Here is a 24,574-nt window from a genome sequence, read left to right as displayed (position 1 = left end):
GGTGCCATCAGGCGGTCCGGGTGCGTCCGCTGGCCATCAGCCAGATCAGGTAGGGGCCACCGACGGCGCCGGTGACGACGCCGACGGGGACGGTGAGGTCGGCCGGCAGCAGGTGCTGGGCCACGATGTCGGCACCGACGACGAGCACGACACCCACCAGCGCCGCCTGCACGAGCGCGAGGGTGCCGTCGCCGAGCAAGCGGCGGGCCACGGGGGCCGCGGTGAAGGCGACGAAGGCGACGGGTCCGGCCGAGGCCGTCGCCGCGCAGGCCAGCGCGACGCCGAGGGCGACCACGGCGGCGCGGGTCACCTCCGGGCGCAGGCCGAGGCTGCCGGCCTGCTCGTCGCCGAGCAGCAGCAGCGAGAGCCCCCGGGCGACCACCGCCACCAGCGGCACGAGCACGACCATCGCGACCGCCAGCGTGCGCACCAGCGACCAGTCGGCCTGCCCGAGGCTGCCGGTCATCCACAGGAGGGCGAGCTGCGCCTCCTTCACGTCGCTGCGCGTCAGCAGGTAGCCGATGATGCTCGTGCAGACGTAGGCGACGCCGATCCCGGCCAGCACGAAGCGGTGACCGGTCATCCCGCCCCGCCACGCCACGGCGTACAGCAGCAGGCCGACGGCGCTGCCCCCGGCGAGGGCGGAGAGCGGTACGACGAGGCCGCTGGTGGCGCCGACGGCCAGCAGCGCCACGACGGCGCCGGCGCTGGCCCCCTGCGAGATGCCGATGACGTCCGGGCTGGCCAGCGGGTTGCGCAGCACCGACTGGAACAGCGCGCCGGCCAGCCCGAAGGCCGTGCCGACGAGGACGCCGAGCACCAGCCGCGGCAGCCGCAGCTCCATGACGATGAAGTGGGCCGCGCCCTCGTCCTGTCCGGCCAGCGTGCGCAGCACCTCGGCCGCCGACAGCTTGAAGTCGCCGAGCATCAGCGCCGTCACCGACAGCACCACCGCGAGGGCGGCGAGCACGACGGTGACGACGGACCGGCGCCGCAGCCGCCGCCGACGGGTCGTGCGCAGCCCGCGGCTGGCGACCTCGTGGCGCTCCTCGCGCTCTGCGCGATCGGCGGCCGCCGGGGCCAGCACCGGCGCGTTCACGCGGCGACCGCCCGCGACCGGCGGACCAGGCCGATGAGCACCGGCGCGCCGATCACCGCCACGACCAGCCCCGCCTCGAGCTCCGAGGGCCGCACGACCAGCCGCCCGACGACGTCGGCGGCCAGCAGCAGCACCGGGCCGAGCAAGATCGAGAGCAGCACGATCCAGCGGTAGTCCGGGCCCACGATCGCGCGAGCGACGTGCGGGACGACCAGGCCGACGAAGGCGATCGGGCCGACCAGGGAGACCGCCGAGCCGCACAGCAGCACGACCGCGGTCACGACGAGCAGGCGGCCGCGCACGACGTCCTGGCCCAGCCCGCGCGCCACGTCGTCGCCGAGCGCCAGCGCGTTGAGCACGCGGCCGGCGGCCAGCGCCAGCACCAGGCCGACCAGGACGAAGGGCAGGACCGCGGTGAGCACGTCGAGCGGGCGGTTGGCCAGCGAGCCGACCTGCCAGAAGCGGTACTCCCCCAGCGTCCGGGTGTCGGTGAGGAGCACGACGGTGATGACCGACGTGCAGGTGGCGGTCAGGGCCGCGCCGACCAGCGCGAGCTTGACCGGCGTGACGCCCTCCCACCCGAGCGACGCCGCGCCGTACACGACGACGGCGGCGACGGCTGCGCCTGCGAAGGCGAACCAGAGGTAGCCGGAGGTCGAGCTCACGCCGAGGCCCGCAATGGCGACGATGACGGCGAGCGAGGCGCCGGAGTTGATACCGAGCAGGCCGGGGTCGGCGATCGGGTTGCGGGTCACGCCCTGCATGAGCGCGCCGGCCGCGCCGAGCGCCGCACCGCCGACCAGGCCGATGAGCGTGCGCGGCACGCGCAGGTCGCGGACGACGAGGTGGTCGTTGTCGCCGGGCACGGGAGCGAGCAGCGCGTCCCAGACCGCCGACGGCGCGACGTCGCGGGCGCCCCAGGCCAGGCTGGCCAGCGAGACGAGCGCGAGACCGACGAGCAGGAGCGCGACCGCGAGCAACCCGCGGGTCGCGCCGGTCGTCCGGGGCCCGGCCGAGGCCGAACCGGACGGAGCCGGGGCCGCGGACGGCGTCGCAGGGTCGAGCACGGCGCTCACGCGCGGCCTCCCTCACCCGTCCCGGTCGCGCCCGGCGCGCGACTACTTAGGCAAGGGTAACCTGACCGGCGGTCCGGCAACAGCGGCCCGGGGAGGACCGCTCAGGACCCGGTCAGACGATGCGGTGCAGCCAGCCGAACGTGTCCTCGGCCCGGCCGAACTGGACGTCGACCAGCGCCTGGCGCACCTTCATCGTCAGCTCGGTCTCCGCGGGCGCGGGCACCTCGCCGCCCTCCCACTTCAGGCCGCCGACCGGCGTCACGACCGCGGCCGTCCCGCAGGCGAAGATCTCGCGGATCGCGCCGCTGGTGACGCCCTCGCGCCACTCGTCGATCGAGAAGCGGCGCTCCTCGACCTGGTGCCCGAGCTTGCCGGCCAGCTCGATGATGCTGGCCCGGGTGATGCCCTCGAGGATCGTGCCGGTCGCGGGAGTGACGATGCGGCCGTCGTCGTAGACGAAGTACATGTTCATGCCGCCCAGCTCCTCGACGTACCGCCCCTCCTGGCTGTCGAGGAAGACGACCTGGTCGCAGCCCTGGGCAATCGCCTGCTGCTGGGCGACCAGCGAGCTCGCGTAGTTGCCACCCGTCTTGGCCGCGCCCATGCCGCCGCGACCGGCGCGGGTGTACTCCTCGGTCAGCCACAGCGTGACCGGCTTGACGCCGCCCTTGAAGTAGGAGCCGGCCGGGCTGGCGATCACCATGAACGTGACGTGCTGGGAGGGCCGAACGCCGAGGAACTTCTCCGAGGCGAACATGAACGGCCGCACGTAGAGGCTCTTCTCCCCCGTGCCCGGCTCGGTCGTCGTCGGCACCCAGCGCTGGTCGACGCGGACCAGCTCGTCGACGGCGGCGATGAAGTCGTCGACCTCGAGCACCGGCAGCGCCAGGCGGTGGCTCGAGCGCACCATCCGCTTGGCGTTCTCCTCCGGCCGGAAGGACCAGACGGAGCCGTCGGCGTGGCGGTAGGCCTTCATCCCCTCGAAGGTCTCCTGCGCGTAGTGCAGGACCGCCGTGGCGGGGTCGAGGCTGAGCGGGCCGTAGGGCTCGATCCGCGCGTCGTGCCATCCCGCCTCGGGGGTCCACTCCACCGTGAACATGTGGTCGGTGAAGTGGTTGCCGAAACCGGGGTCGGCGAGGATCTCGGCGAGGCGGTCCTCGGCGACGGGGTTCTCGTTGCGGGTCGTGCGGATCTGCATGGGGGTCACGGTAGTCCTCGGGGAGCTCGGGCCGGCGGGGCCGGGTCGGGTACGTCGCGTCCGCCGGCTCGAGCTCGTCGCGCTCGTGGCCGGACGGTCAGCCGGCTACTCGCGCGGCGACCGCGTCGCCGACCTGCGCGGTGGTGCGCGGGGCGCCGGCGTCGCGCTCGGCGAGGTCGGCGACGACAGCGTCCTCGATGACCTTCGCGGCGTCGGGGTGGCCGAGGTGGTCCAGGAGCAGCGACGCGGACAGGATCGCCGCCGTCGGGTCGGCCTTCTGCTGGCCGGCGATGTCGGGGGCCGAGCCGTGGACGGGCTCGAACATGCTGGGCGCGGTCCGGTCGGGGTTGACGTTGCCGGACGCGGCGAGCCCGATGCCGCCGGTGATGGCGGCGGCGAGGTCGGTGACGATGTCGCCGAAGAGGTTGTCGGTGACGATCACGTCGAAGCGCTGCGGGTCGGTGGTCAGGTGGATCATCGCCGCGTCGATGTGCATGTAGTCGGTGGTCACGTCCGGGTGCTCGGCCGCCACCTGCTCGAACAGCCGCCACCAGACCGAGCCGGCGTTGACGAGCACGTTGGTCTTGTGGACCAGGGTGAGCTTCTTGCGGGGCCGGCGCTCGGCGCGCGCGAACGCGTCGCGGACGACCCGCTCCACGCCGTACGCCGTGTTGACCGAGACCTCCGTGGCCACCTCGTGCGGCGTGCCGACGCGCAGCGCGCCGCCGTTGCCGGTGTAGGGACCCTCGGTGCCCTCGCGCACGACCACGAAGTCCACCTCACCGCGACCGGTCACGGCCTCCGAGAGCGGCGAGACGCTGCCGGGGAAGATCCGCGAGGGGCGCAGGTTGACGTAGTGGTCGAGCTCGAAGCGCAGGCGCAGCAGCAGGCCGCGCTCGAGGATGCCCGGGGGCAGGTTCGGGTCGTTCGGCTTGCCACCCACCGCGCCGAGCAGGATCGCGTCGTGGTCGCGGACCTCCGCCAGCACCGAGTCGGGCAGCACCTCGCCGGTCGCGAGGTACCGCTCGGCGCCGAGGTCGTAGCTGGTCTGCTCGAACTTCACGCCGTCGGGCGAGGCGACCTCGAGGACCTTGAGGGCCTCGGCGGTCACCTCCGGGCCGATGCCGTCGCCGGGGATGACGGCGAGCCGGACCGTGCCGCTGGTGGGGCTGGTGGTGTGGGTGGTCATGGGGCCGGACGTTAGTTGTCGTCGGGGCGCTGGCCACCGTTGTCCCGCAGGTCGAGAGAGTGCTGGACCGCCTCGTGGCTGCGGGGGTTCTCCGGGTCGTGGCTCGCGGGGCCCCACTCGGGATACATGTCGTACATCGCTGGATCTCCTGTCGTCTCAGGTGTGGCTACGTCTCGGGGTGCCTGGGAGTGGCTGGGGTGCCTGGGATGTCTGGGGTGACTGCCCGGGAGACGCCGCCGCGGAGGAGCGGTCGGCCCGCGGGTCGCGCGGGCCGAGGAGACCGGCAGGGATGCGGATCGCGCACGTGCTGTGGCTGGTCCGCCGCGGTGGCGTCTTCGGGTCGTGCTGCTCTCCGGGAAGCGCTCCGCCGAGGGAGCTGCTCCGGAGGAGCGAGGGGTGAGGCCCGGGAGCAAACGCCGACCACCGCGGCGAGAGGGGCCTCACGGTGCAGTGGTTACTGCTGGGCCTCGCCGCGGCGCTCGATGAGTACGAAGACGCTCCGCATGATGGGGCGAGGCTATGCCCGCCCCGGTCCCGCGCACCACCCGTTTCCGCGAACCGTCCGCGATCCGAGACAACCGTCCCGGGATGGGAGACTCCCCGGCATGAGCGCGCCGCCCGACCTGCCCGACGTGGTCTCCCGTGCGTTCGCGGTCTCGCGGCGCTCGGGCTACGTCTCCTTCTGCCGCAACGAGACCGGCCGGCTGCTCGCCACCCTCGCCGCGACCCGCGGCGGCACCATGGCCGAGTTCGGCACCGGCTGCGGCGTCGGCACCGCGTGGCTGCGCTCCGGCGTGCGCGACGACGACACCCGGATCGTCACCGCCGAGCTGGACGCCCGGCTGGCCGGCGCAGCCGCCGAGATCTTCGCCGACGACCCGCAGGTTGAGGTGCTCTCCGCCGACTGGTCGACCCTGCTCGACAAGGGTCCCTTCTCGCTGCTCTTCCTCGACTCCGGCGAGCCCACCGAGGTCGGTGTCGACGCCGTCGCCGACCTCGTCGAGGAGGGCGGCATCGTCGTCCTCGACGACTTCACCCCCTGCGAGCTGTGGCCGCCCGTCGCCGACGGCCGGGTCGACACCCTGCGCGAGCAGTGGCTCACCGACGAGCGGTTCACCGCCGTCGAGGTGATGGTCGCCTCCGACGCCTCGACGCTGATCGCGACCAAGCGGTAGCCGGCGACGGCCGCCCGCCTGTGGACGACGGTTGCGGGGAGGAGCCGAGCGCGACCGTCCAGCCCGGCAGCCAGGCCTGGGTGAGCGGGCCGATCGCGAGCGCGTAGAGGACCGTGCCGAGGCCGAGGACGCCGCCGAGGGCGAGGCCGACGAGCACGACGGTCACCTCGATGCCGGTGCGGACCAGGCGGATCGACCGGCCGGTGCGGCGGGACAGGCCGGTCATCAGCCCGTCGCGGGGGCCGCGGCCGAGCTGGGAGCCGATGTACATCGCGCCGGCGTACCCGCACAGGGCTACCCCGCCGACGACCAGGAGGATCCGCAGGACGAGCCCGTCGGGGCGGTCGAGGGCCCAGAGCGTGGCGTCGGCGGCGAGGCCGACCACGATCGCGTTGCTGATCGTGCCGAGGCCGGGCATCTCCCGCAGCGGGATCCACAGCAGGAGCACCACGAAGCTCATCAGCACGACCGCCTGCCCGAGCGTGATCGGCAGGTAGCGGATCAGGCCGGAGTGGAGCACGTCCCACGGCGCCAGCCCGAGGTCGGAGCGGACCATCATCCCGAGCGAGACGCCGTACAGCACCAGCCCCACGTACAGCTGCACCAGCCGCCGCGGCAGCCGCCCGGCACGGAGCTGGGCGACCGGGCCGAGGTCGGCGAGCACGGGGCGGGTGGCGAGATCGGTCACGAGACCACGATGCGCCCGAATTGGACTGCTCACCAATAGCCAATCGTGCGACAGTGGTCTGCATGCAGCAGTCCGTCAGCGCCGCCCGGGTCGCCTCGCTCGTCGACGGCTTCAGCCGCTCCCCCGCCTACGCCGGTCTGGCCGAGGCCCTCACCCTCCTCATCGGCGACGGCCGGGTGCCGCTGGGCACCCGGTTGCCGAGCGAGCGCGAGCTCACCGAGGTGCTCGGCGTCTCCCGCACCACGGTGACCAGGGCGTACGCCGCGTTGTGCGAGAGCGGGTACGCCGAGGCACGCCAGGGCGCGGGCACCTTCACCCGCGTCCCGGGCGGGCGCGCCCGGTCCCACGACCGGGCGCTGCTCCCCCGCCCCGGCGACGACACCGCGATCGACCTGAACTGCGCGGCGGCGACCGCGCCGGCCGGCCTCGCCGCGGCGTACGCGGACGCGGCGGCCGACCTGCCGGCGTACCTCGGCGGGCACGGCTACTTCCCCGCCGGCCTGCCGGGGCTCCAGGCGGCGATCGCGGCGACCTACGAGGCGCGCGGGCTGCCGACCGACCCGGCGCAGGTCATGGTCACGCCGGGTGCGCTGAGCGCGGCGGGCATCGTGGCGGCGGCGTTCGCGGGCCGCGGGCAGCGGGTGCTGGTCGAGTCGCCGGTCTACCCCAACGCCACCCAGGCGCTGCGGCGCACCGGCGCTCGGCTGGTGGAGGCCCCGGTCGACCCCGACGGCTGGGACCTCGACGCGGTCGGCGCCGTCCTGCGGCAGACCCGGCCGGGGCTGGCCTACCTCGTCCCGGACTTCCAGAACCCGACGGGGCACCTGATGAGCGACGCCCAGCGCGAGCAGTACGCCGCGCACCTGCGCCGGGCGGGCACGGTCGCGGTGGTCGACGAGGCGCACCAGGCGCTCGCGCTCGACGGGCAGGAGATGCCGCGGCCGTTCGCGGCGCACGCGCCGGGGACGATCACCATCGGCAGCGCAAGCAAGAGCTTCTGGGGCGGCCTGCGGCTGGGCTGGATCCGCGCGCCGCACGAGCGGATGGCCGACCTGACCGACGCCCGGGTGGCGATGGACCTCGGCGCACCGGTGCTCGAGCAGCTGGTGCTGGCCCGGCTGCTGGCCGACGGCCCGGTGCTGCCCGACCACGTGAGCCGGCTGCGCGAGCAGCGCGACGCGCTGGCCGGGGCGCTGGCCGAGCACCTGCCGGACTGGCGCTTCCGGCTGCCCGGCGGCGGGCTGGCGGTGTGGTGCGAGCTGCCGCGGCCGCTGGCCACCGCCGTCACCGCCGAGGCCGAGCAGCAGGGCGTGATCGTCGCGCCGGGACCGGTCTTCGCGGTCTCCGGCGGCCTCGACCGGTTCGTGCGGGTCCCGTGGACGCGGCCGGCCGAGGAGCTGGAGGAGGCGGTCCGGCGACTGGCATCCGCGTGGGCGGTCGTGCGCGAGCGACCGGCGGGGGCCGCCCGGCGACGTACCGGTCGGGTGATGGTGGCCTGAGCGAGCGCCGGCGAAAACCGCTCGCGGCGAGGCCGGCCGGCGACGTACCGTCCTCCACGTCCCACCCCCGACGACAGGACCGCCGTTGTTCCTCTGAGGTGACCCCGCGCCGCAGCCGAGCCGCTCGGCCGCTGCGACGCACCCTCCTCACCTCCCGGGAGCAACCGTGCCCTCGTCCGTCGTCACCCTCTCCTCCGTCGATCTCACCTGGCCTGACGGCACCACCGCGCTGCGCGGCCTCGACCTGCTCGTCCCGCCGGGCCGCTCCGGCCTGGTCGGAGCCAACGGCTCGGGCAAGTCCACGCTGCTCAAGGTCGTCGCCGGCCTGCTGCGGCCCACCGCCGGCCACGTGGTGGTCGTCGGGGAGGTCGGCCACCTGCCGCAGGACCTCACCACCGATCCCGGGCGCCCGGTCGACGACCTGCTCGGCCTCGCCGACCTGCGCCGCGCGCTCCGGGCGATCGAGGCCGGCTCGGTCGACCAGGCGCACTACGACGTCGTCGGCGACGACTGGGACGCCGAGGACCGTGCCGTCGCCGAGCTGGCCCGGCTGGGCCTGCCTCCCGACGTGCTCGACCGCCGGCTCGGCGAGCTGTCCGGCGGTGAGGTGACCCGGCTCGGGCTGGCCCGGGTGCTGCTGGGCCGGCCCGACGTCCTCCTGCTCGACGAGCCGACGAACAACCTCGACGCCGAGGCCCGAGCCGCCCTGCACGACCTGGTCGCCGGCTGGTCCCGCACGCTGCTGGTGGTCAGCCACGACCGCGACCTGCTCGAGCGGGTCGACCGGATCGGCGAGCTCCGCGACGGCGCGGTGCGGTGGTACGGCGGCGGCTGGACCTCGTACGCCGCGCAGGTCGCTGCCGAGCAGGACGCCGCCGAGCGGGCCGTCACCGCGGCCCGGTCCGACCTCCGGCGGCAGAAGGCGGACCGGGTCGAGGCGGAGCGGGTCCTGGCGCAGCGCCGGCGGCAGGGCCGGGCCGTCCAGCTGTCCGGCAGCTTGCCGCCGGTCGTCGCGGGGAAGAAGCGCAACGCTGCGGAGCGGTCGGCGGCGGCGTACCGCAAGGTGCACGAGGAGCGGCTCGACGCCGCGCGCGGACGCCTCGACGAGGCGGAGTCACGCCTGCGGGAGGACCGCGAGATCCGCATCGACCTGCCCGGGACCGAGGTGCCGCGGGGCAGGGTGGTGCTCGACGGCGTGCTGCCCGTCAGCGGGCCGGACCGGATCGGGGTGGTCGGGCCGAACGGGTCGGGCAAGACCACGCTGCTGCGCCGGCTGGTCGAGGAGGCCCGGGTGCCGGTCGCCTTCCTCCCCCAGCGCCTCGACCTGCTCGACGACGCCGTCAGCGTGGCGGACAACGTCGCGGCCCGCGCGCCCGGGCACGAGCCGGGCGAGGTCCGGGCCCGGCTCGCGCGGTTCCTCTTCCGCGGCCGGGCGGCCGACCGCGTCGTCGGCACGCTGTCGGGCGGCGAGCGGTTCCGCGCGACGCTGGCCGCGCTGCTGCTGGCCGACCCGCCCCCGCAGCTGTTGCTGCTCGACGAGCCCACGAACAACCTCGACCTTGCGTCGTACGACGCGCTGGTCTCGGCGCTGGCGTCCTACCGCGGGGCCCTGGTCGTGGTCAGCCACGACCACCGGTTCCTCGAGGACGTCGGGGTCGACCGGGTGCTGGACCTCGGTCAGGCCGCGGCGGTCGGGTCGCCCGGCCAGACGTAGGGCAGGTCACCGGGCACGCCGGGGAACCGTGGGCCGTAGAGCTCCGGGTCCTTGCGCACCAGGTTCGACTGGTGGCTGCGGTGCAGCGCCTCGTCCCCGAGCCACGGCGGCAGCGCGCCCGCCTCCGCGAGCTCGGCCTGGGTGCGCACGTCGCGGACCCCGGCCGCGGCCAGGTCGGTGCCGATGGTGGCGGCGCAGGTGTCGCCGTACCCCAGCTCCACCCACGCCTCGCAGCACGCGAAGGAGTAGCGGCCGAGCGCCTCGAGGTGACCGCGCCACATCTTCACCGCCGGGTGGTTCTTCCAGCCGTACGTCGGGTAGGTCAGCCCGCGCACGACCTGGATGCACTCGACCCGCTGCTTGCCGAGCCGCTTCTGGTCCAGCACCCGCGCGGAGCGGTCGAAGTCGGCGTACGGGAGGAAGGTCTGCACGCCGTCCCGGTGCCCCGCAAGGGGGCGCGAGAACCCGACGGTCAGATGGCGCAGCCGTCGGGGCCGCAGGCGTCGGCGTCGCCGCCGACGGGCGTGAGGACCGGGTGGGCGTCGGCCCAGGCCTGGGTGAGCACCTGCTCGAAGACCTCGGTGGGTTGGGCGCCTGAGACGCCGTAGCGCTGGTCGACGACGAAGAACGGCACGCCGGTCGCGCCGTAGGCCCGCGCCTGGGCGACGTCGGCGGCGACCGCGTCGGCGTACTCCTGGCTCGCGAGGACCGCGTCGACCCGCTCCTCCCCTGCCGCCTCGACGAGGCCGGCGGTTCGGGCGGCGGCGCGGAGCACGTCGTGGTCGCCGACGTCCTCGGCGCGCAGGAAGTACGCCGCCAGCAGCTGCTCCTTGAGCTCGCGCTGCAGGGCGGGACCGCCGGTCTCGAGGGCGAGGTGCAGCAGGCGGTGGGCGTCGACGGTGTTGGTGTGGACGTTGTCGAAGAGCTTCATGTCCAGGCCCTCGCCGGCGGCCGTCTCGATGAGCGACTGCATGCCGGCGCGCATCTGCTCCTCGGACTGACCGTACTTCTTGGCCAGCTGGCTCAGCGTCGACTCGTGGCCGTGCTGCGGGGCGGTGGGGTCCAGCTCGAAGGAGCGGTAGACGACCTCGACGGCGTCGCGGTGCTCGAAGCCGGCGAGGGCCTTCTCCAGACGGCGCTTGCCCACGTAGCACCACGGGCAGACGACGTCGCTCCAGATCTCGATGCGCATGAGATCGGAACGCGTCGCCTGCCCGCGTTTGTTCCTGGTGCTGCCGTGCGTCAGCGCGTGGCGGTGCCCTCGGTGTAGTCCGAGTCGTGGCTCTTGACCCACGCCATGAGCTTGCGCAGCTCGCGGCCGGTCTTCTCGATCGGGTGCTGCTCGCCCTGCTCGCGGAACTTCTTGAACTCCGGCGAGCCGTTCTCCTGGTCGGTGATGAAGCGCTCGGCGAACGAGCCGTTCTTCACGTCCTCGAGGACCGCGACCATGTTCTGCTTGACGCGCTCGTCGATGACGCGCGGACCGGAGACGTAGTCACCGAACTCGGCGGTGTCGGAGACCGACCAGCGCTGCTTGGCGATGCCGCCCTCGTACATGAGGTCGACGATCAGCTTCAGCTCGTGAAGGCACTCGAAGTAGGCGACCTCGGGCTGGTAGCCGGCCTCGGTGAGGACCTCGAAGCCGTACTGCACCAGCTGCGAGGCGCCACCGCACAGGACGGCCTGCTCGCCGAACAGGTCGGTCTCGGTCTCCTCGGTGAAGGTGGTCTTGATGCCACCGGCACGCAGGCCGCCGATGCCCTTGGCGTAGGACAGCGCGAGGTCCCAGGCCGTGCCCGAGGCGTCCTTCTCGACGGCGACGAGCACGGGGACGCCGCGGCCGTCGACGTACTCACGACGCACCAGGTGGCCCGGGCCCTTCGGCGCGACCATGAAGACGTCGACGCCTTCGGGCGGGGTGATGTAGCCGAAGCGGATGTTGAAGCCGTGGCCGAAGACCAGGGTGTCGCCCTCGGCGAGGTGGGGGGCGATCTCCTCGGCGTAGATCTTCCGCTGGTGCTGGTCGGGGGCGAGGATGACGATGACGTCGGCCTCCTCCGCGGCCTCGGCCGGCGTGACGACGCGCAGGCCCTCGGCCTCGGCCTTCTCGCGGCTCTTCGAGCCGGGCTGCAGGCCGACGCGCACGTCGACACCGGAGTCACGCAGCGACAGCGCGTGGGCGTGGCCCTGGCTGCCGTAGCCGATGACGGCCACGTTCTTGCCCTGGATCAGGGACAGGTCGGCGTCGTCGTCGTAGAACATCTCAGCCACGAGGGCTTCTCCTTCTGGTTGGGTCCTGCCGGTTGGCGGCAGTGGGCGTCGGTGGTGCTGGTCCGTGCGGTGCGAGTGCGGTGCGGGAGTGCGGTGCCGGGGTACGCCGTGGCGTACGGCGGTCAGCCGACGGCGGGCCGCGCGGGGACGGTGACCGGGCGCAGGCTGCGCTCGGAGATCGACCGCGAGCCGCGGCCGATGGCGACCATCCCGGACTGCACGAGCTCGCGGATGCCGAAAGGCTCCAGCACGCGCAGGAAGTCCGCGATCTTGCCGGCGTTGCCGGTGATCTGGATGGTGACCGCGTCGGGGGCCACGTCGATGACCTTGGCGCGGAAGAGCTGGACGGTGTCGAGCACCTGGCCCCGGGTCTCCGCGGTGGCGGCGACCTTGACCAGGACGAGCTCGCGGTCGACCGATGCGGTCGGGTCGAGCTCGACGATCTTGATGACCTCGACGAGCTTGTTGAGCTGCTTGGTCACCTGCTCCAGCGGGGACGACTCGACGTTGACGACGATGGTCATCCGCGAGACGTCGGCGTGCTCGGTCGGTCCGACCGCGAGCGAGTCGATGTTGAAGCCGCGGCGGCTGAAGAGGCCGGCGATCCGGGCGAGGACACCGGGCTTGTCCTCCACCAGGACCGAGAGGGTGTGCTTGCTCATGCGGGGCGGACCTCCCAGTCGTCCTCGACCCGGTCGAAGTCGGGTGCGAGGTCACGTGCGTACTTGATCTCGTCGTTGCTCTTGCCGGCGGCGACCATCGGCCAGACCATCGCGTCGCGGTTGACGCGGAAGTCGACGACGACCGGGACGTCGTTGATCGACATGGCCTTCTCGATGGTCGAGTCGACGTCGGCCGGGCTCTCGCAGGCCAGGCCCACGCAGCCGTAGGCCTCGGCGAGCTTGACGAAGTCGGGGATCCGCTTGGAGTGCAGGTCGGTGTTGGAGTAGCGCTCGTTGTAGAAGAGCGTCTGCCACTGCCGGACCATGCCGAGCGACTCGTTGTTGACGATCGCGACCTTGATCGGGATGTCGTTGATCGCGCAGGTGGCCAGCTCCTGGTTGGTCATCTGGAAGCAGCCGTCGCCGTCGATCGCCCACACGGTCGTGTCGGGGGCACCCACCTTGGCGCCCATCGCGGCCGGGACCGAGTAGCCCATCGTGCCGAGGCCGCCGGAGTTGAGCCAGGTCATCGGCTTCTCGTAGCCGATGAACTGCGCGGCCCACATCTGGTGCTGGCCGACGCCGGAGGTGTAGATCGCGTCCGGGCCGGCGATCTCGCCGAGGCGCTGGATGACGTACTGCGGCGCGAGGCTGCCGTCGGCCGGGGTCTCGTAGCCCAGCGGGTAGCGGCGCTTGATGCCGGAGAGGAACTCCGCCCACGCCTCGAAGTCACCGGTGTGGCCGGCGTCCGCCTCCGCCTTGAGCACCGTGACCAGGTCGGCGATGACCTCGCGGCAGTCGCCGACGATCGGGACGTCGGCGTGGCGGTTCTTGCCGATCTCGGCCGGGTCGATGTCGGCGTGGATGACCTTCGCGCCGGGCGCGAAGGAGTCCAGCCGGCCGGTGACCCGGTCGTCGAAGCGCGCGCCGAGGCTGATGATCAGGTCGGACTTCTGCAGGCCGGCGACCGCGGAGACCGAGCCGTGCATGCCCGGCATGCCAAGGTGCTGCGGGTGGCTGTCGGGGAACGCGCCGCGCGCCATCAGCGTGGTGACGACCGGCATGCCGGTCAGCTCCGCGAGCGCCCGCAGCTCGGCCGACGCGCCGGAGCGGATCGTGCCGCCGCCGACGTACAGCACCGGGCGGCGCGACTCGAGGATCAGCTTCGCGGCCTCGCGGATCTGCTTGGCGTGCGGCTTGGTCACGGGGCGGTAGCCGGGCAGCTGGAGCTCGGTGGGCCACCGGAACGTCGTCATCGCCTCGAGCGCCGACTTGGCCACGTCGACGAGGACCGGGCCGGGGCGGCCGGTGGCGGCGATGTGGAACGCCTCGGCCACCCGCTGGGGGATCTCGGCGGGGTCGGTGACCAGGAAGTTGTGCTTGGTGATCGGCATCGTGATGCCGCGGATGTCCGCCTCCTGGAAGGCGTCCGTGCCGATCATGGACGCGCCGACCTGGCCGGTCACGGCCACCATCGGCACCGAGTCCATGTGGGCGTCCGCGATCGGCGTGACCAGGTTGGTCGCGCCCGGCCCCGAGGTCGCCATGCACACGCCCACCCGGCCCGTCGCCGCGGCGTACCCCTGGGCGGCGTGGCCGGCGCCCTGCTCGTGGCGGACGAGGACGTGGCGGATCGAGGAGTCCATCAGCGGGTCGTACGCCGGGAGGATCGCGCCGCCCGGGATGCCGAAGATGTCGGTGACCCCGGCGGCCTCCAGCGACCTGACCAGGCTCTGGGCGCCCGTGATCTGCTCGGTCATTCCTGCTTCCCCGTTCCGGTGGTGGTGCTCGGTCCTGCGGTGTTCCGTGCGTGTGTTCCTGCGTGTGCCTGGCCAACAAAAAACCCCTCGGCCGCAGGCGGCGAGGGGTGACGCGCTGGCGGGAGCCGGTCTGGCTCAGCCCACGCGTCGCGTGCGTACAAGGAGGTCCTGGCGCATGCGACCACGGTAGCCGCCCGGCCCCGCGCCCGTCACCCGGTCACGGCTGCCGTCCCAGCATACGGGACGCATGTCCCACATGCTGGGCCGGGTCGGGGCGGGCCGGCGGCAGCTTCATCGGGTAGCCGATGAAGCTGACGGTCCCCCGATGAAATTTCATCGGGTAGCCGTGAGGTTCATCGGGGCCCCGATGAACCTCACGGCTTCTCGGGTGGGGTCAGGCGCCCCGGCCGAGCCAGGTGGTGATGCAGGCGCGGTTGCCCTGGGCGTCGGCCAGGACCCAGAAGCTGGGGGCGCGGCCCTCGTCGACGAGGGTGCCGCCGGCCTCGACCGCGGCCCGGACCCGGCGCTCGGCGACCTCGGGCGGGACGCGGAGGTCGAGGTGGAAGCGCTGCTCGACGTCGTCGGGCGAGCGCGGGTCGGACTCCTGGAACCACAGGGTCGGACCGTGGCCGGTGGGGTCGCGGAGCTCGTCGGGGGTCTCGTCGTCACCTTCGTAGCCGAGCAGCGCCGCCCAGAACGGGCGGACCGCCTCGAGGTCGTCGGTGTCGAGGGCGAGCTCGAGCACCGAGAGGCGCTCCGGCTCCGGGGTCGCCCCGACCCGGGCAGCCGCGTCGCTGATCTCCCGGGCGAGCCGGACGTCGCGCATCGTGGTGCCGCCGACGTCGTGGCTCCAGAGACGGACGACCACGGCGGCGTAGGTCAGCTCGACGTCGGGGTGGTGGTCTGCCTCCTCGGCGGCCTCGCCGATCGCCGCCACGAGCCGCAGCCCGGTCGCGAAGTCACCGGTCGCGAACCGCGCGTGCAGCTGGTCGAACATCACCCGCCAGTCCGCGAGCAGCTCGGCCTCGACGTCGTGACCGCTGAGCACCGTGCGGTCGTCGGCGCCGGCGGTGGCGTTCATGGCGACGGTGGAGGGATCGGTCGTGACGCCCGGGTCGCCGCCGCGGTCGGGCGTCGCGCGCGGGCCGCCCTGCACGCCGGGCTCCGGAGGGTCGGACGCGTCGGTGTCGTCGGTCTGGCCGGGGTCGCCTTGCTGGTTCTGCTCGGTCACGGGAGCACCTTCGATCCGATGGGTCCGGGGTTGTACGCGACCTCCCACCGATACCCGTCGGGGTCGGCGAAGTAACCGGTGAAGCCGCCCCACACCCGCTCCTGCGCGGGGCTCACCGGGTCGGCGCCGGCGGACCGCGCGGTCGCCAGCGCCGCGTCGACCTCCTCACGGGTGGCCACGTTGTGCGCGAGCGTGAACGGTGCGACGCCCGGCCCGCTCGCGATCGGGCCGACCTCGGCCTCGAACGCCTCCCGCACCCACAGCGAGAGCACGAGCCGCTCCCCCACCTCGATCATCAGCACGTCGTCCGGCACCTCCAGCGCCGGCTCCCACCCGAGCCCGTCGCAGTAGAAGGCGCGGCTGGCCGCCAGGTCGGCCACCGCGAGCGTCACGAAGCTGAGTCGCTGGTCCATGGGCCGACCCTGCCACGGCCCGCCGACACGGGTCACGGCCATGAGACAGCCCACGGCCATCGAGACGGCCGGGAGCCCACGGAGTCGGGACGCGCGGCCCTGCCGGCCGGGACGGCGGGCGCAGCACGCTCGGACCCGTCAAACACCGAACCCGTCCGCCCCAGGAGCACGCCATGACCGCGATCGACGCCCTCGCCACCCCCGCCCCGGACCCCGCAACGACCAGCACGAGCACGACGCGACGTACGCCGCGGGGCGGCCGGCTCTGGGGCGCAAGCGGCGCGGTGGCCGGCCTGGCCGGCGTCGTGGCGGTCCAGTCCTCGATGCATGTCGACGCGGCGTACTCCGAGGACGCGCGCGGAGCCGAGGCGATCGCCGACCGGCTGGCCGACCAGGTGCCGCAGCTGGTCGCGCTGCACGTGTCGTCGATGGTGGCCTGCGTGCTGCTGCTCGTCCTCGCCGCGGGCCTGCGCCGCCGGCTCCAGGACCAGGCCCCGGCGGGGAGCCTGCTGCCGGACGTCGCGGCCGGCGGGCTGCTGCTGACCGCCGTGGTCGCGCTGATGGGCAGCGCGTTCACGACCGAGACGATCTTCGCGATCGGCGACGAGGAGTGGCCGCTGACCACCGAGTTCGCGGCCGTGGTCGCCCACTGGGTCGGCACCGTGCCGTGGCTGTGGGTGGGCGCCGGGGTCACCGGCGTCGCCGTCGCGGTGGCGTCGCTGCGCCACGCGGCGGCCCCGCGCTGGCTCGGCTGGGTCTGCGCGGTCCTGGGCGGCCTGACGTTGGTCGCCGGCATGTCGCCGCTGCAGTACCTCGCCGGCATGCCGGGCCCGGTCCTCGTCCTGCTGCTGGGCCTCGGGTTCGCCCTCGGTGACCGGCGCGACCGGCGCGACCGGCGCGACCGGCCCCATCACGGCTGAGCCGCGATCGTGCCAATCGCCCCCGGGACGGCGCGGCCGCGGCCTACGCTGCGCGCCATGTCGACCGTCGACACCGGCGTCCGAGCCCCCGCTGCGGTCCCGCTGCCTGCACCGTCCACGCGGCCGGTGGGCCGCCCGCTGGCGGCGGGCGCCGTCGCCATCACGTCCTGGATGCTCGTCGCAGCCGCCCTCGTGCTCCTCGCCCTGGCCCGGCCGACCGTCGACCAGAACATGTGGTTCCTGCTCGTCGACCTCACCGTCGGCGCGGTCTACGGCACGGTCGCGGCCGTCACGCTGAGCCGCCGCTCCCACCCGGTGCCGTGGCTGCTCGCCGTGGCCGCGGTGGGCGGTGGGCTGGCCGGCTTCGGCGCGACGTACACCATGCTCGACATGCGCCGCGGCGACCTGCCGTGGGTCGAGCACATCTCGGCGCTCCAGGGCACCGCGTGGATGCCGGGCACGTTCGCGCTCTTCCTCGTCGTGCCGTGGCTGGTGCGGGAGCAGGCGCTGCGGCCGCTGGAGTGGGCCGCGGTCGCGGCCGGCGGTGCGCTGTCGGTGTGGATGCCGATCGCGTCGTACCGCATGGACGCGCACTTCTTCGACTGGTGCCGCGTCGCGATCGCGCTCGGCCTGGTCACCGCGCTGGCGGTGGAGGTACGCCGCCGGCGCGGGCCGGTCGAGGAGCGCACCGGCCTGGGCTGGCTGGTCCTCGGCACGCTCGTCCTCGCGGTCTCGTTCGTCCCGCTGGTGGTCACCGCCGTCACCCTGCCGTTCTGGCTGACGCCGGCGCTGCACCTGGTCTCGCAGGCGGTCTTCCCGGCCGCGGTGCTGGTCGTGGTGCTGCGCAACCGGCTGTGGGGCCTGGGGCTGGTCGTGAGCCGCACCGTGCTCGCCGGCCTGCTCGCGACCGGCCTCGTCGTGCTCTACCTCGTGGTGGTCGTGCTGCTCACCCGGGTGCTGCCCGGCGACGGCACCCCGCAGCTGCTCGCGGCCGCCTCCGTCGCCGTGGCGGTCCAGCCGGCGCGGATCGTGCTGGCCCGCCGCGTGCACCGGCTGGTGTACGGCGACGCGGCCGACCCGGGCCGCGTCGTGCGCCGCCTCGGCTCGCAGCTGGTCGGCGACGCCCCGGTCGCCGACCTGCTCGCGTCGCTCGCCGAGGACGTCGGCCGCTCGGTCCGGCTCGAGTCGGTGGCCGTGCTGGCCGACGGCCTCGAACCGGTCCGCTGGGGCGAGCCGACGCAGCAGCCGCAGGAGCTCGCACTGCGTCACCGCGGCGAGCGCGTCGGCACCCTCGAGGTCACCCCGCGCGCGGGCGAGTCCCTCTCCCCCCGCGACCTGGCGACCCTGGCCGACCTCGGGTCCGTGCTCGCGGCGTCCGTCGCGGTCGCCCGGGCCGCGGCCGACGTCGACGCGCTGCGGGTGCGGCTCGCGTCGGTGCGCCTCGAGGAGCGCCGGGTCATCCGCCGCGAGATCCACGACGGCCTCGGCCCCTCCCTCGCCGGCATCCGGCTGGGCCTCCAGGGCGCCCGCAACCTGCTCGCCACCGACCCTGGTGCCGCCACCGAGCTGCTCGGGCACCTCCAGGGCGAGGTCGACGCCGCCGTCGCCGGCGTCCGCAGCCTCTCTCACCACCTGCTCCCGCCGGTGCTCGACGAGCTCGGGCTCGGCGCGGCGCTCACCGAGCTGGGCGCCCGCCACTCCGGGACCGAGCTCCGCGTGGACGTCGAGACCGACCGGTTCGACGGGCTGCACCCGCTGGTCGCGGCCGCGGCGTACGGCATCGCCTCCGAGGCCGTCACCAACGTCGTGCGGCACGCCGGCGCCACCCGCTGCCGCATCACCGCCCTGCGCGCCGAGCGCGAGCTCGTCGTCGAGGTCGCCGACGACGGCCGCGGCGTCCCGCCCGACGCCGTGCCGGGTGTCGGGTCACGCTCCATGCGCGAGCGCGCCGCCGAGCAGGGCGGCACGCTCACCGTCTCCCCCTCGCCCGGCGGCGGGACCGTCGTCCGCGCCGTCCTGCCCGTCGACCCCGTCCCCTGCGAGGAGCGTCATGGATGAGCCGGCCACCGATCGCACCACCCGTCCGATCCGCGTCGCCGTCGTCGACGACCACCCGGTCTTCCGGCTCGGCATGGCCGGCCTGCTCGGCTCGCTCGCCGGCATCGAGGTCGTCGCCCTCGCCGAGGACGCCGCGCAGGCGGTCGAGCGGGTCACCGAGGAGGTCGACGTCGTCCTCATGGACCTCCACCTCGGCGAGGACTCCGGCATCGAGACGACCCGCACCCTCATCCGCGCCCTGCCCCACCTCGCGGTCCTCGTCATCACCATGGACGAGGACGACGAGTCGGTGGTCGCCGCGGTCCGGGCCGGCGCCCGGGGCTACCTGCTGAAGTCGGCGTCCCCCGAGGAGGTCGAGCGCGGGATCCGCGCCGTCGCCAACGGCGAGGCGATCATGGGTCCGCAGGTCGCGGCCCGGGCGATGGCGAGCCTGACCGGCAGCCGGACGTCGGTGCAGGTGCCGTTCCCGGAGCTCTCCGACCGCGAGCGGGAGGTGCTGGACCTGGTGGCGCGGGGCTTCGACAACGCCACCATCGCGCGCCGCCTGGTGCTGAGCCCGAAGACCGTGCGCAACCACGTCTCCAACGTGCTGGCCAAGCTCGGCGTCCCGGACCGGGCCCAGGCGATGATCACCGCGCGTCGGGCGGGCCTGGGCGGGGAGTGACCGCCAGCCGGGTGCGCTGGCGCCCGGCCTCGTCGAAGTTGGCCGGGTCGAGCCAGCGCTCGTGCTCGGCGCGGGCGGCCGGCCAGTCGGCGTCGACGACCGCGAACCAGTCGGTGTCGCGCGTGCGCCCCTTGGTCACCATGTGTCGCCGGAACCGGCCCTCGTAGGTGAAGCCCAGCCGCGCCGCCGCCCGCCTGCTCGGCTCGTTGAGGGCGTCGCACTTCCACTCGACGCGGCGGTAGCCCCACTCCTCGAACGCGGCGCCGATCATCAGGCTCATCGCCTCGGTGGCCGCGCGGGTGCGTTGCAGGTGGCGGGCGAAGAGGACGCTGGAGATCTCGACGACGCCGTGGGCCGGCTCGACGCGCCAGTACGTCGCCAGGCCGGCCGGCTCGCCTGCCAGCGGCCCCTCGGTCGGGACGATCACGGACGTCCGCGCCTGCGGGTGCTCGACCAGCGGCCGGAGCAGGTCGACCATGCCGGCGACGTCCGCGGGCGGGTCGGTCGCGCGGTAGGTCCACAGCGCGGCGTCCTCCGGTCCGCAGAGGGCCGCGTGCAGCGGTGCGGCGTGCTCGAGCGCGACCGGCTCGAGGCGGACGTAGCGACCGGCCAGCGTGACCGGCTGCGGCAGCGGCCGCGGCTCCCAGCCGGGCACGACCTCGCCGACCTGCTGGCCGTGCCGGTTGCGCTCGCTCACCACTCCTGGACGATCTCGTGGCGGTCGCCGACGACGACCCGGGCGCGGGCGCCGTTGACCAGCGGGGCCTGCGGCTGGACGTGGCCGAGGTCGACGTCCAGCACGACCGGCACGTCGAGCCCGCCGAGCGCGTCGACGACGGCCTCGCGCTGGCTCATCTCCGGGTGGTCGGGCGCGGCGGTGCGCCCGACGAGCACCGCGTTCGCGTGGTCGAACCAGCCGGCGAGCCGCAGCCCGTGGAGCGTCCGTGCGATGGTGAACGGGCCGTCCTCGCACGTCTCGAGGTAGACGAGCAGCCCCTCGTCGGCGTGCTCGCGGCCGAACGCCGCGACGTCGCCGTACGGCGTCCCGGCGATCGGGCCCATGATCTCGACGCAGCCGCCGACCAGTCGGCCGGTCACGTCCGCGCCGCCCCCGCCGAGCACGGACCAGGTGCCGGTGCCGTCGAGGCTCATGGTCCGCACGCCGGGATCGGCCTCGTAGTCGTCCCAGCCGGTCGTGCGATACCGCCCGGGGCTGCGCTGGGCGACCGGTCCGGTCGCGGAGGCGACGTCGACCCAGTGCGCGAGCCCCGCGGGCGGGTCGTAGGGGGTGTCCATGAGGTTCGAGCCGTGCAGGGTGCCCCACCCGAGGCGGGTGGTGAGCGCGACGAGCAGCAGCGAGGTGTCGCTGAAGCCGACCAGCCAGGTCGGCTCCGCCCGCTCGAGCGCGGCCCAGTCGAGCAGGTCGAGCAGGTCGATGCCGAGCTCGCCGCCCCACGGCGGCACGACCGCGGCGATCGTCGGGTCGCACAGCATCGCGGTCAGCTCGGCCGCCCGCTCCTCCTTGGGCGCCGAGGTGACCCCGGGCGTGCCCAGGCACGTCCCCAGCACCACCTCGAACCCGCGCTCACCCAGGCCGGCCACCGCCGCGTCGAGGCGGCCGCGCATCGACGGCTGGACGCCCGCCGACGGCGCCGTCACGCCGATCCGGTCGCCGGGGCGCAGGGGTCGTGGGAAGCGCAGGCTCATGCCGCCATCCTGCCGCGCCCCACCGACCTCGTGCCGACCCGGCGGGCGGCCCGGCCGACCAGCAGCCCGACGACCACGCCGAGGAGCGTCTCGACGCCGCGGTCGAGCAGCAGGGTGCCGGTCGGGGTCGGCGCGACGAGGTGGACCATCAGCAGCGCGAGCGGGGTGATGACCACGAGCGCCGCGGCGTAGTTGCGGCCGACCAGCAGCTCGGCCAGCACCTGGAGCACGACCACGACGAGCACCACGCCCAGCGGGTTGGGGTCCCAGGCGAGCAGCAGCGCGGCGAGGCCGAGCCCGAGCGTCGTCCCGACGATGCGGTGCAACCCGCGGACCACCTGTCGCAGCGGGTCGGCGGCGGCGAGCGGCACGACGGCGGAGACCATCGCCCAGTACGGGTGGCCGATGCCGAGCCCGGTCGCCAGCGCCCCGGCGACCAGGACCGCGAGCGCGCTGGGCGCGACGTGGCGCCACAGACCAGTGGTCCGCCCGATTGGCGGCTCGGCGGGCGGCCGCGTCGCGGCGTACCCCCACTGACGCCGCAGCGCGGCGCCGGCGTTGCCGACGAGGAGCGCGAACGCCGCGGTGGTGCCGGCGACGAGCAGCGCGACCGGGGCGTCGGCCGGCTCGCCGGGGATCGAGGCGCAGGCGGTGAACGCGAAGACCGGGAACAGCGCGCCCGGCGGGTGCCACCGCTGCCGGTCCGAGAGCACGGCGGCGCCAGCGGCGAGCAGGGCGGCCAGGGGCACGGCGAGCCAGGCCCGGTGCTCCGAGGCGCCCACGAGCACCCCGGCCACGACCACGCCGGTGAGCAGCACGCCCACCTCGGTCTGCAGCCGCAGGCGCAGCGGGCCGACGCGCTCGCGTCCGTAGAGCGAGGTGAACGCGCCGAACGCCGCGTAGATCGACCACTCGACGCGGTCGGCCGCCAGCAGCACGAGCAGCGGCACGAGGACCGTCAGTCCGGCGCGGGCGGCGACCCGGTGCGCGCCGGCGTGCGGCCCGAAGCCGAGCAGCTCGTCGAGGAGCTGCCCGGCCCGGGACCGATGAGCCTCGGCGGTCAGCTGGTGACCGCGCCGTGCGCGGCGGAGCGGACGGTGGCGGCGTACTTGCCCAGGACGCCGCGGGTGTACTTCGGCGGGTTGGGGGTCCAGCCGACCTTCCGGCTCTCGATGTCGTCGATCTCGACCTCGAGGCTGCGGTTGAGCACGTCCAGCGTGATGGGGTCGCCGTCGCGGACGAAAGCGATCGGACCGCCGTCGACGGCCTCCGGGGCGACGTGGCCGACGCAGAGGCCGGTGGTGCCGCCGGAGAAGCGACCGTCGGTGAGGAGCAGGACGTCCTTGCCGAGGCCGGCGCCCTTGATCGCACCGGTGATCGCGAGCATCTCGCGCATGCCCGGGCCGCCCTTGGGGCCCTCGTAGCGGATGACCACGACGTCGCCGGCGACGATGCGGCCCTCGGCAAGCGCGTCCATCGCGGCGCGCTCGCCGTCGAAGACCCGGGCGGTGCCGGTGAAGACCGACTCGTCGAAGCCGGCCGACTTCACGACCGCGCCCTCGGGGGCCAGCGAGCCCTTGAGGATGGTCAGGCCGCCGGTGGCGTGGATCGGACGGTCGAGGCTGCGGATGACGTCGTCGTCGAGGTCCGGCGGGGCCAGGTCGGCGAGGTTCTCGGCCAGGGTCTTGCCGGTGACGGTGAGGCAGTCGCCATGCATGAGACCCGCGTCAAGGAGCGCCTTCATGACGACCGGGATGCCGCCGACCTTGTCGACGTCGTACATGACGTACTTGCCGAACGGCTTGAGGTCGCCGAGGTGCGGCACCTTGTCGCCGATCCGGTTGAAGTCGTCGATGGTCAGGTCGACCTCTGCCTCGCGGGCCATGGCGAGCAGGTGGAGCACGGCGTTGGTGGAGCCGCCGAGGGCCATGACGACGGTGATGGCGTTCTCGAACGCCTCCTTGGTCATGATCTGGCGCGCGGTGATGCCCTTGCGGAGCAGGTTGACCACGGCCTCGCCCGACTTGTGGGCAAAGCCGTCGCGGCGGCGGTCGACCGCCGGCGGGGCGGCCGAGCCGGGCAGCGACATGCCGATCGCCTCGGCGACGGCGGCCATCGTGTTGGCGGTGTACATGCCGCCGCACGCACCCTCGCCCGGGCAGATCGCGCGCTCGACCTTGTCGACCTCCTCGCGGGAGATCTTGCCGGCCAGGCAGGCGCCGACGGCCTCGAAGGCGTCGATGATCGTGACGTCCTTGCCGTCCACGTTGCCCGGCATGATCGAGCCCGCGTAGAGGAAGACGCTGGCGAGGTCGAGGCGGGCCGCGGCCATCATCATGCCCGGCAGCGACTTGTCGCAGCCGGCCAGCAGCACCGAGCCGTCGAGGCGCTCGGCGCTCATGACGACCTCGACGGAGTCGGCGATGACCTCGCGGGAGACCAGCGAGTAGTGCATGCCCTCGTGGCCCATCGAGATGCCGTCGGAGACCGAGATCGTCCCGAACTCCATCGGGAAGCCGCCCGCCGCGTGCACGCCGTTCTTGGCGGCCTTCGCGAGGCGGTCCAGCGAGAGGTTGCAGGGGGTGATCTCGTTCCAGCTGGACGCGACGCCGATCTGCGGCTTCTCCCAGTCGTCGTCGCCCATGCCGACCGCCCGCAGCATGCCGCGGGCCGCGGCCCGCTCGAGACCGTCGGTGACGTCGCGCGAGCGGGGCTTGATGTCGGGCGTGCTGGGGGTCTGGGCCTGCTGCGGGTCCTGCTCGGTCATGAGATTCAGCCTAGTCCCGGTCGCCGCCCGCCCCCGGCCGGTCTCAGCGGGTGTGACGTGTCAGACGGCCGGCGCGGCGGTCGACGATCGTTCAATTGCGCCTACTAGACGATTTCCATAGGGCCGGCGTCTGGCCAGGCTCGGCTCAGGTGATCGGCGGGCAGCTCTCTATGCGGCTGCCCACCGGCTGTTCTGGTGTGGCTCACTTTCGGTCTGCGGCCCGCCGGTCACCGTGACGAGGCGTGGCTCAAGAAGGGACTGCCCTGCTCGTAGTAGCAATGCCCACCTCGCCGTCCACATCGGATCGAGCACAGGCGGGAGCAGCACATGGAGCAGGTCATCATCGGGGTGGATCCCCACAAGTTGTCGGCGACGATCGAGGTCGTTGACCGGCGTGAGCAGATGCTCGGATCAGGCCGGTTCACCACCGACCGCGCCGGCTACGGCGCGATGCGCAAGTACGCCAAGGCGTGGCCGGAGCGG

23 protein-coding genes are annotated in these 24,574 nt (G+C 74.0%); 6 read left to right on the top strand and 17 right to left on the bottom strand.

All coding sequences use genetic code 11. The features are described from left to right. Positions 1 to 7 precede the first annotated feature (7 nt). The 5 genes from H7344_RS18215 to H7344_RS20920 form a co-directional block, all read right to left on the bottom strand. Positions 8 to 1,099 carry a FecCD family ABC transporter permease gene (locus H7344_RS18215; protein ID WP_222130852.1) on the bottom strand — a complete coding sequence of 364 codons (1,092 nt, stop codon included), beginning with the start codon at positions 1,097 to 1,099 and terminating at the stop codon, positions 8 to 10. Next, positions 1,096 to 2,175, bottom strand: coding sequence for a FecCD family ABC transporter permease (locus tag H7344_RS18210; RefSeq protein WP_186347410.1), 1,080 nt, complete (start codon positions 2,173 to 2,175; stop codon positions 1,096 to 1,098). The genes H7344_RS18215 and H7344_RS18210 overlap by 4 nt, the downstream gene beginning before the upstream one ends. 112 nt (positions 2,176 to 2,287) lie before the next feature. After that, a complete protein-coding gene (locus H7344_RS18205) occupies positions 2,288 to 3,373 on the bottom strand; it encodes a branched-chain amino acid aminotransferase (RefSeq protein WP_186347409.1) in 1,086 nt (361 codons plus the stop codon). Positions 3,374 to 3,470: 97 nt separating this feature from the next. Further along, a complete protein-coding gene (locus H7344_RS18200) occupies positions 3,471 to 4,562 on the bottom strand; it encodes a 3-isopropylmalate dehydrogenase (RefSeq protein ID WP_186347408.1) in 1,092 nt (363 codons plus the stop codon). Positions 4,563 to 4,573: 11 nt separating this feature from the next. After that, positions 4,574 to 4,699, bottom strand: coding sequence for a hypothetical protein (locus H7344_RS20920; RefSeq protein ID WP_260989687.1), 126 nt, complete (start codon positions 4,697 to 4,699; stop codon positions 4,574 to 4,576). 468 nt (positions 4,700 to 5,167) lie between these two features. Here H7344_RS20920 and H7344_RS18195 point away from each other — a divergent pair, with 468 nt between their 5' ends. Further along, complete coding sequence (locus H7344_RS18195) at positions 5,168 to 5,737, top strand: O-methyltransferase (RefSeq protein WP_186347407.1); 570 nt, start codon at positions 5,168 to 5,170, stop codon at positions 5,735 to 5,737. Here the strand turns inward: H7344_RS18195 and yczE are convergent. Then, the gene (gene yczE / locus H7344_RS18190; protein WP_229706869.1) at positions 5,676 to 6,425 is read right to left on the bottom strand and encodes a membrane protein YczE; all 750 of its coding nucleotides are present in this window, start codon (positions 6,423 to 6,425) and stop codon (positions 5,676 to 5,678) included. The two genes, H7344_RS18195 and yczE, sit on opposite strands and share 62 nt — an antisense overlap. 62 nt (positions 6,426 to 6,487) lie before the next feature. Between yczE and yczR the strand changes: the two genes are divergently transcribed. After that, positions 6,488 to 7,924: a MocR-like transcription factor YczR gene (gene yczR, locus H7344_RS18185; protein ID WP_186347406.1), complete on the top strand. Its 1,437-nt coding sequence runs from the start codon at positions 6,488 to 6,490 to the stop codon at positions 7,922 to 7,924. A 166-nt stretch (positions 7,925 to 8,090) separates the two neighbouring features. After that, positions 8,091 to 9,638: an ABC-F family ATP-binding cassette domain-containing protein gene (locus H7344_RS18180; protein ID WP_186347405.1), complete on the top strand. Its 1,548-nt coding sequence runs from the start codon at positions 8,091 to 8,093 to the stop codon at positions 9,636 to 9,638. On the opposite strand, the gene H7344_RS18175 is transcribed toward H7344_RS18180, so the two are convergent. The 7 genes from H7344_RS18175 to H7344_RS18145 all read right to left on the bottom strand — a co-directional run bounded on the left by H7344_RS18175 (position 9,602) and on the right by H7344_RS18145 (position 15,975). Next, positions 9,602 to 10,069 (bottom strand): MSMEG_6728 family protein, encoded by a 468-nt coding sequence (locus H7344_RS18175; RefSeq protein ID WP_186347404.1) that lies wholly within the window; start codon positions 10,067 to 10,069, stop codon positions 9,602 to 9,604. The genes H7344_RS18180 and H7344_RS18175 overlap by 37 nt on opposite strands. 41 nt (positions 10,070 to 10,110) lie before the next feature. Then, positions 10,111 to 10,830 carry a DsbA family oxidoreductase gene (locus tag H7344_RS18170; protein ID WP_186347403.1) on the bottom strand — a complete coding sequence of 240 codons (720 nt, stop codon included), beginning with the start codon at positions 10,828 to 10,830 and terminating at the stop codon, positions 10,111 to 10,113. 50 nt (positions 10,831 to 10,880) lie between these two features. Beyond that, a complete protein-coding gene (ilvC, locus tag H7344_RS18165; protein ID WP_300959386.1) occupies positions 10,881 to 11,909 on the bottom strand; it encodes a ketol-acid reductoisomerase in 1,029 nt (342 codons plus the stop codon). A gap of 122 nt (positions 11,910 to 12,031) precedes the next feature. Then, a complete protein-coding gene (gene ilvN / locus H7344_RS18160; RefSeq protein ID WP_166189349.1) occupies positions 12,032 to 12,571 on the bottom strand; it encodes an acetolactate synthase small subunit in 540 nt (179 codons plus the stop codon). Then, positions 12,568 to 14,331: an acetolactate synthase large subunit gene (locus H7344_RS18155; RefSeq protein WP_222130851.1), complete on the bottom strand. Its 1,764-nt coding sequence runs from the start codon at positions 14,329 to 14,331 to the stop codon at positions 12,568 to 12,570. The genes ilvN and H7344_RS18155 overlap by 4 nt, the downstream gene beginning before the upstream one ends. A gap of 394 nt (positions 14,332 to 14,725) precedes the next feature. Then, on the bottom strand, positions 14,726 to 15,562 hold the full coding sequence (locus H7344_RS18150) for a VOC family protein (protein ID WP_229706870.1): 837 nt from the start codon (positions 15,560 to 15,562) through the stop codon (positions 14,726 to 14,728). Then, positions 15,559 to 15,975 (bottom strand): VOC family protein, encoded by a 417-nt coding sequence (locus tag H7344_RS18145; RefSeq protein WP_186347402.1) that lies wholly within the window; start codon positions 15,973 to 15,975, stop codon positions 15,559 to 15,561. Before H7344_RS18145 ends, H7344_RS18150 begins: the two co-directional genes overlap by 4 nt. A 173-nt stretch (positions 15,976 to 16,148) precedes the next feature. Here H7344_RS18145 and H7344_RS18140 point away from each other — a divergent pair, with 173 nt between their 5' ends. Genes H7344_RS18140 through H7344_RS18130 form a run of 3 tightly spaced genes read left to right on the top strand, consistent with a single transcriptional unit; the run spans position 16,149 to position 19,617 of the window. Then, entirely contained in the window at positions 16,149 to 16,895 is a 747-nt protein-coding gene (locus H7344_RS18140; RefSeq protein ID WP_222130850.1) for a hypothetical protein, read from the top strand. 57 nt (positions 16,896 to 16,952) lie between these two features. Next, positions 16,953 to 18,953, top strand: coding sequence for an ATP-binding protein (locus H7344_RS18135; protein ID WP_186347401.1), 2,001 nt, complete (start codon positions 16,953 to 16,955; stop codon positions 18,951 to 18,953). Further along, positions 18,946 to 19,617: a response regulator gene (locus tag H7344_RS18130; RefSeq protein ID WP_186347400.1), complete on the top strand. Its 672-nt coding sequence runs from the start codon at positions 18,946 to 18,948 to the stop codon at positions 19,615 to 19,617. The genes H7344_RS18135 and H7344_RS18130 overlap by 8 nt, the downstream gene beginning before the upstream one ends. Here the strand turns inward: H7344_RS18130 and H7344_RS18125 are convergent. The 4 genes from H7344_RS18125 to ilvD all read right to left on the bottom strand — a co-directional run bounded on the left by H7344_RS18125 (position 19,583) and on the right by ilvD (position 24,091). Further along, positions 19,583 to 20,314: a GNAT family N-acetyltransferase gene (locus tag H7344_RS18125; RefSeq protein ID WP_186347399.1), complete on the bottom strand. Its 732-nt coding sequence runs from the start codon at positions 20,312 to 20,314 to the stop codon at positions 19,583 to 19,585. The genes H7344_RS18130 and H7344_RS18125 overlap by 35 nt on opposite strands. Then, positions 20,311 to 21,324 (bottom strand): S66 family peptidase, encoded by a 1,014-nt coding sequence (locus H7344_RS18120; protein ID WP_186347398.1) that lies wholly within the window; start codon positions 21,322 to 21,324, stop codon positions 20,311 to 20,313. Before H7344_RS18120 ends, H7344_RS18125 begins: the two co-directional genes overlap by 4 nt. Beyond that, positions 21,321 to 22,274, bottom strand: a complete 954-nt coding sequence (locus H7344_RS18115) for an FUSC family protein (RefSeq protein WP_229706871.1) — start codon at positions 22,272 to 22,274, stop codon at positions 21,321 to 21,323. Before H7344_RS18115 ends, H7344_RS18120 begins: the two co-directional genes overlap by 4 nt. 110 nt (positions 22,275 to 22,384) lie before the next feature. Next, complete coding sequence (gene ilvD / locus H7344_RS18110; RefSeq protein WP_186347397.1) at positions 22,385 to 24,091, bottom strand: dihydroxy-acid dehydratase; 1,707 nt, start codon at positions 24,089 to 24,091, stop codon at positions 22,385 to 22,387. Between the last annotated feature and the right edge of the window lie 483 nt (positions 24,092 to 24,574).

This window comes from Nocardioides deserti, from assembly GCF_014266025.1.
Lineage (GTDB): Bacteria > Actinomycetota > Actinomycetes > Propionibacteriales > Nocardioidaceae > Nocardioides > Nocardioides deserti.
Note: the sequence above shows the minus strand (reverse complement) of the source record. Positions and strands in the feature narration are given on the sequence as shown.

Excerpts from the sequence above, each read along its gene's own strand:
- H7344_RS18205 (WP_186347409.1), bottom strand. The coding sequence starts at position 3,373 with ATGCAGATCCGCACGACCCGCAACGAGAACCCCGTCGCCGAGGACCGC.
- H7344_RS18200 (WP_186347408.1), bottom strand. The coding sequence starts at position 4,562 with ATGACCACCCACACCACCAGCCCCACCAGCGGCACGGTCCGGCTCGCC.
- H7344_RS20920 (WP_260989687.1), bottom strand. The coding sequence starts at position 4,699 with ATGTACGACATGTATCCCGAGTGGGGCCCCGCGAGCCACGACCCGGAG.
- H7344_RS18195 (WP_186347407.1), top strand. The coding sequence starts at position 5,168 with ATGAGCGCGCCGCCCGACCTGCCCGACGTGGTCTCCCGTGCGTTCGCG.
- yczR (WP_186347406.1), top strand. The coding sequence starts at position 6,488 with ATGCAGCAGTCCGTCAGCGCCGCCCGGGTCGCCTCGCTCGTCGACGGC.
- H7344_RS18170 (WP_186347403.1), bottom strand. The coding sequence starts at position 10,830 with ATGCGCATCGAGATCTGGAGCGACGTCGTCTGCCCGTGGTGCTACGTG.
- ilvN (WP_166189349.1), bottom strand. The coding sequence starts at position 12,571 with ATGAGCAAGCACACCCTCTCGGTCCTGGTGGAGGACAAGCCCGGTGTC.
- H7344_RS18155 (WP_222130851.1), bottom strand. The coding sequence starts at position 14,331 with ATGACCGAGCAGATCACGGGCGCCCAGAGCCTGGTCAGGTCGCTGGAG.
- H7344_RS18145 (WP_186347402.1), bottom strand. The coding sequence starts at position 15,975 with ATGGACCAGCGACTCAGCTTCGTGACGCTCGCGGTGGCCGACCTGGCG.
- H7344_RS18140 (WP_222130850.1), top strand. The coding sequence starts at position 16,149 with ATGACCGCGATCGACGCCCTCGCCACCCCCGCCCCGGACCCCGCAACG.
- H7344_RS18135 (WP_186347401.1), top strand. The coding sequence starts at position 16,953 with ATGTCGACCGTCGACACCGGCGTCCGAGCCCCCGCTGCGGTCCCGCTG.
- H7344_RS18130 (WP_186347400.1), top strand. The coding sequence starts at position 18,946 with ATGGATGAGCCGGCCACCGATCGCACCACCCGTCCGATCCGCGTCGCC.
- H7344_RS18120 (WP_186347398.1), bottom strand. The coding sequence starts at position 21,324 with ATGAGCCTGCGCTTCCCACGACCCCTGCGCCCCGGCGACCGGATCGGC.
- ilvD (WP_186347397.1), bottom strand. The coding sequence starts at position 24,091 with ATGACCGAGCAGGACCCGCAGCAGGCCCAGACCCCCAGCACGCCCGAC.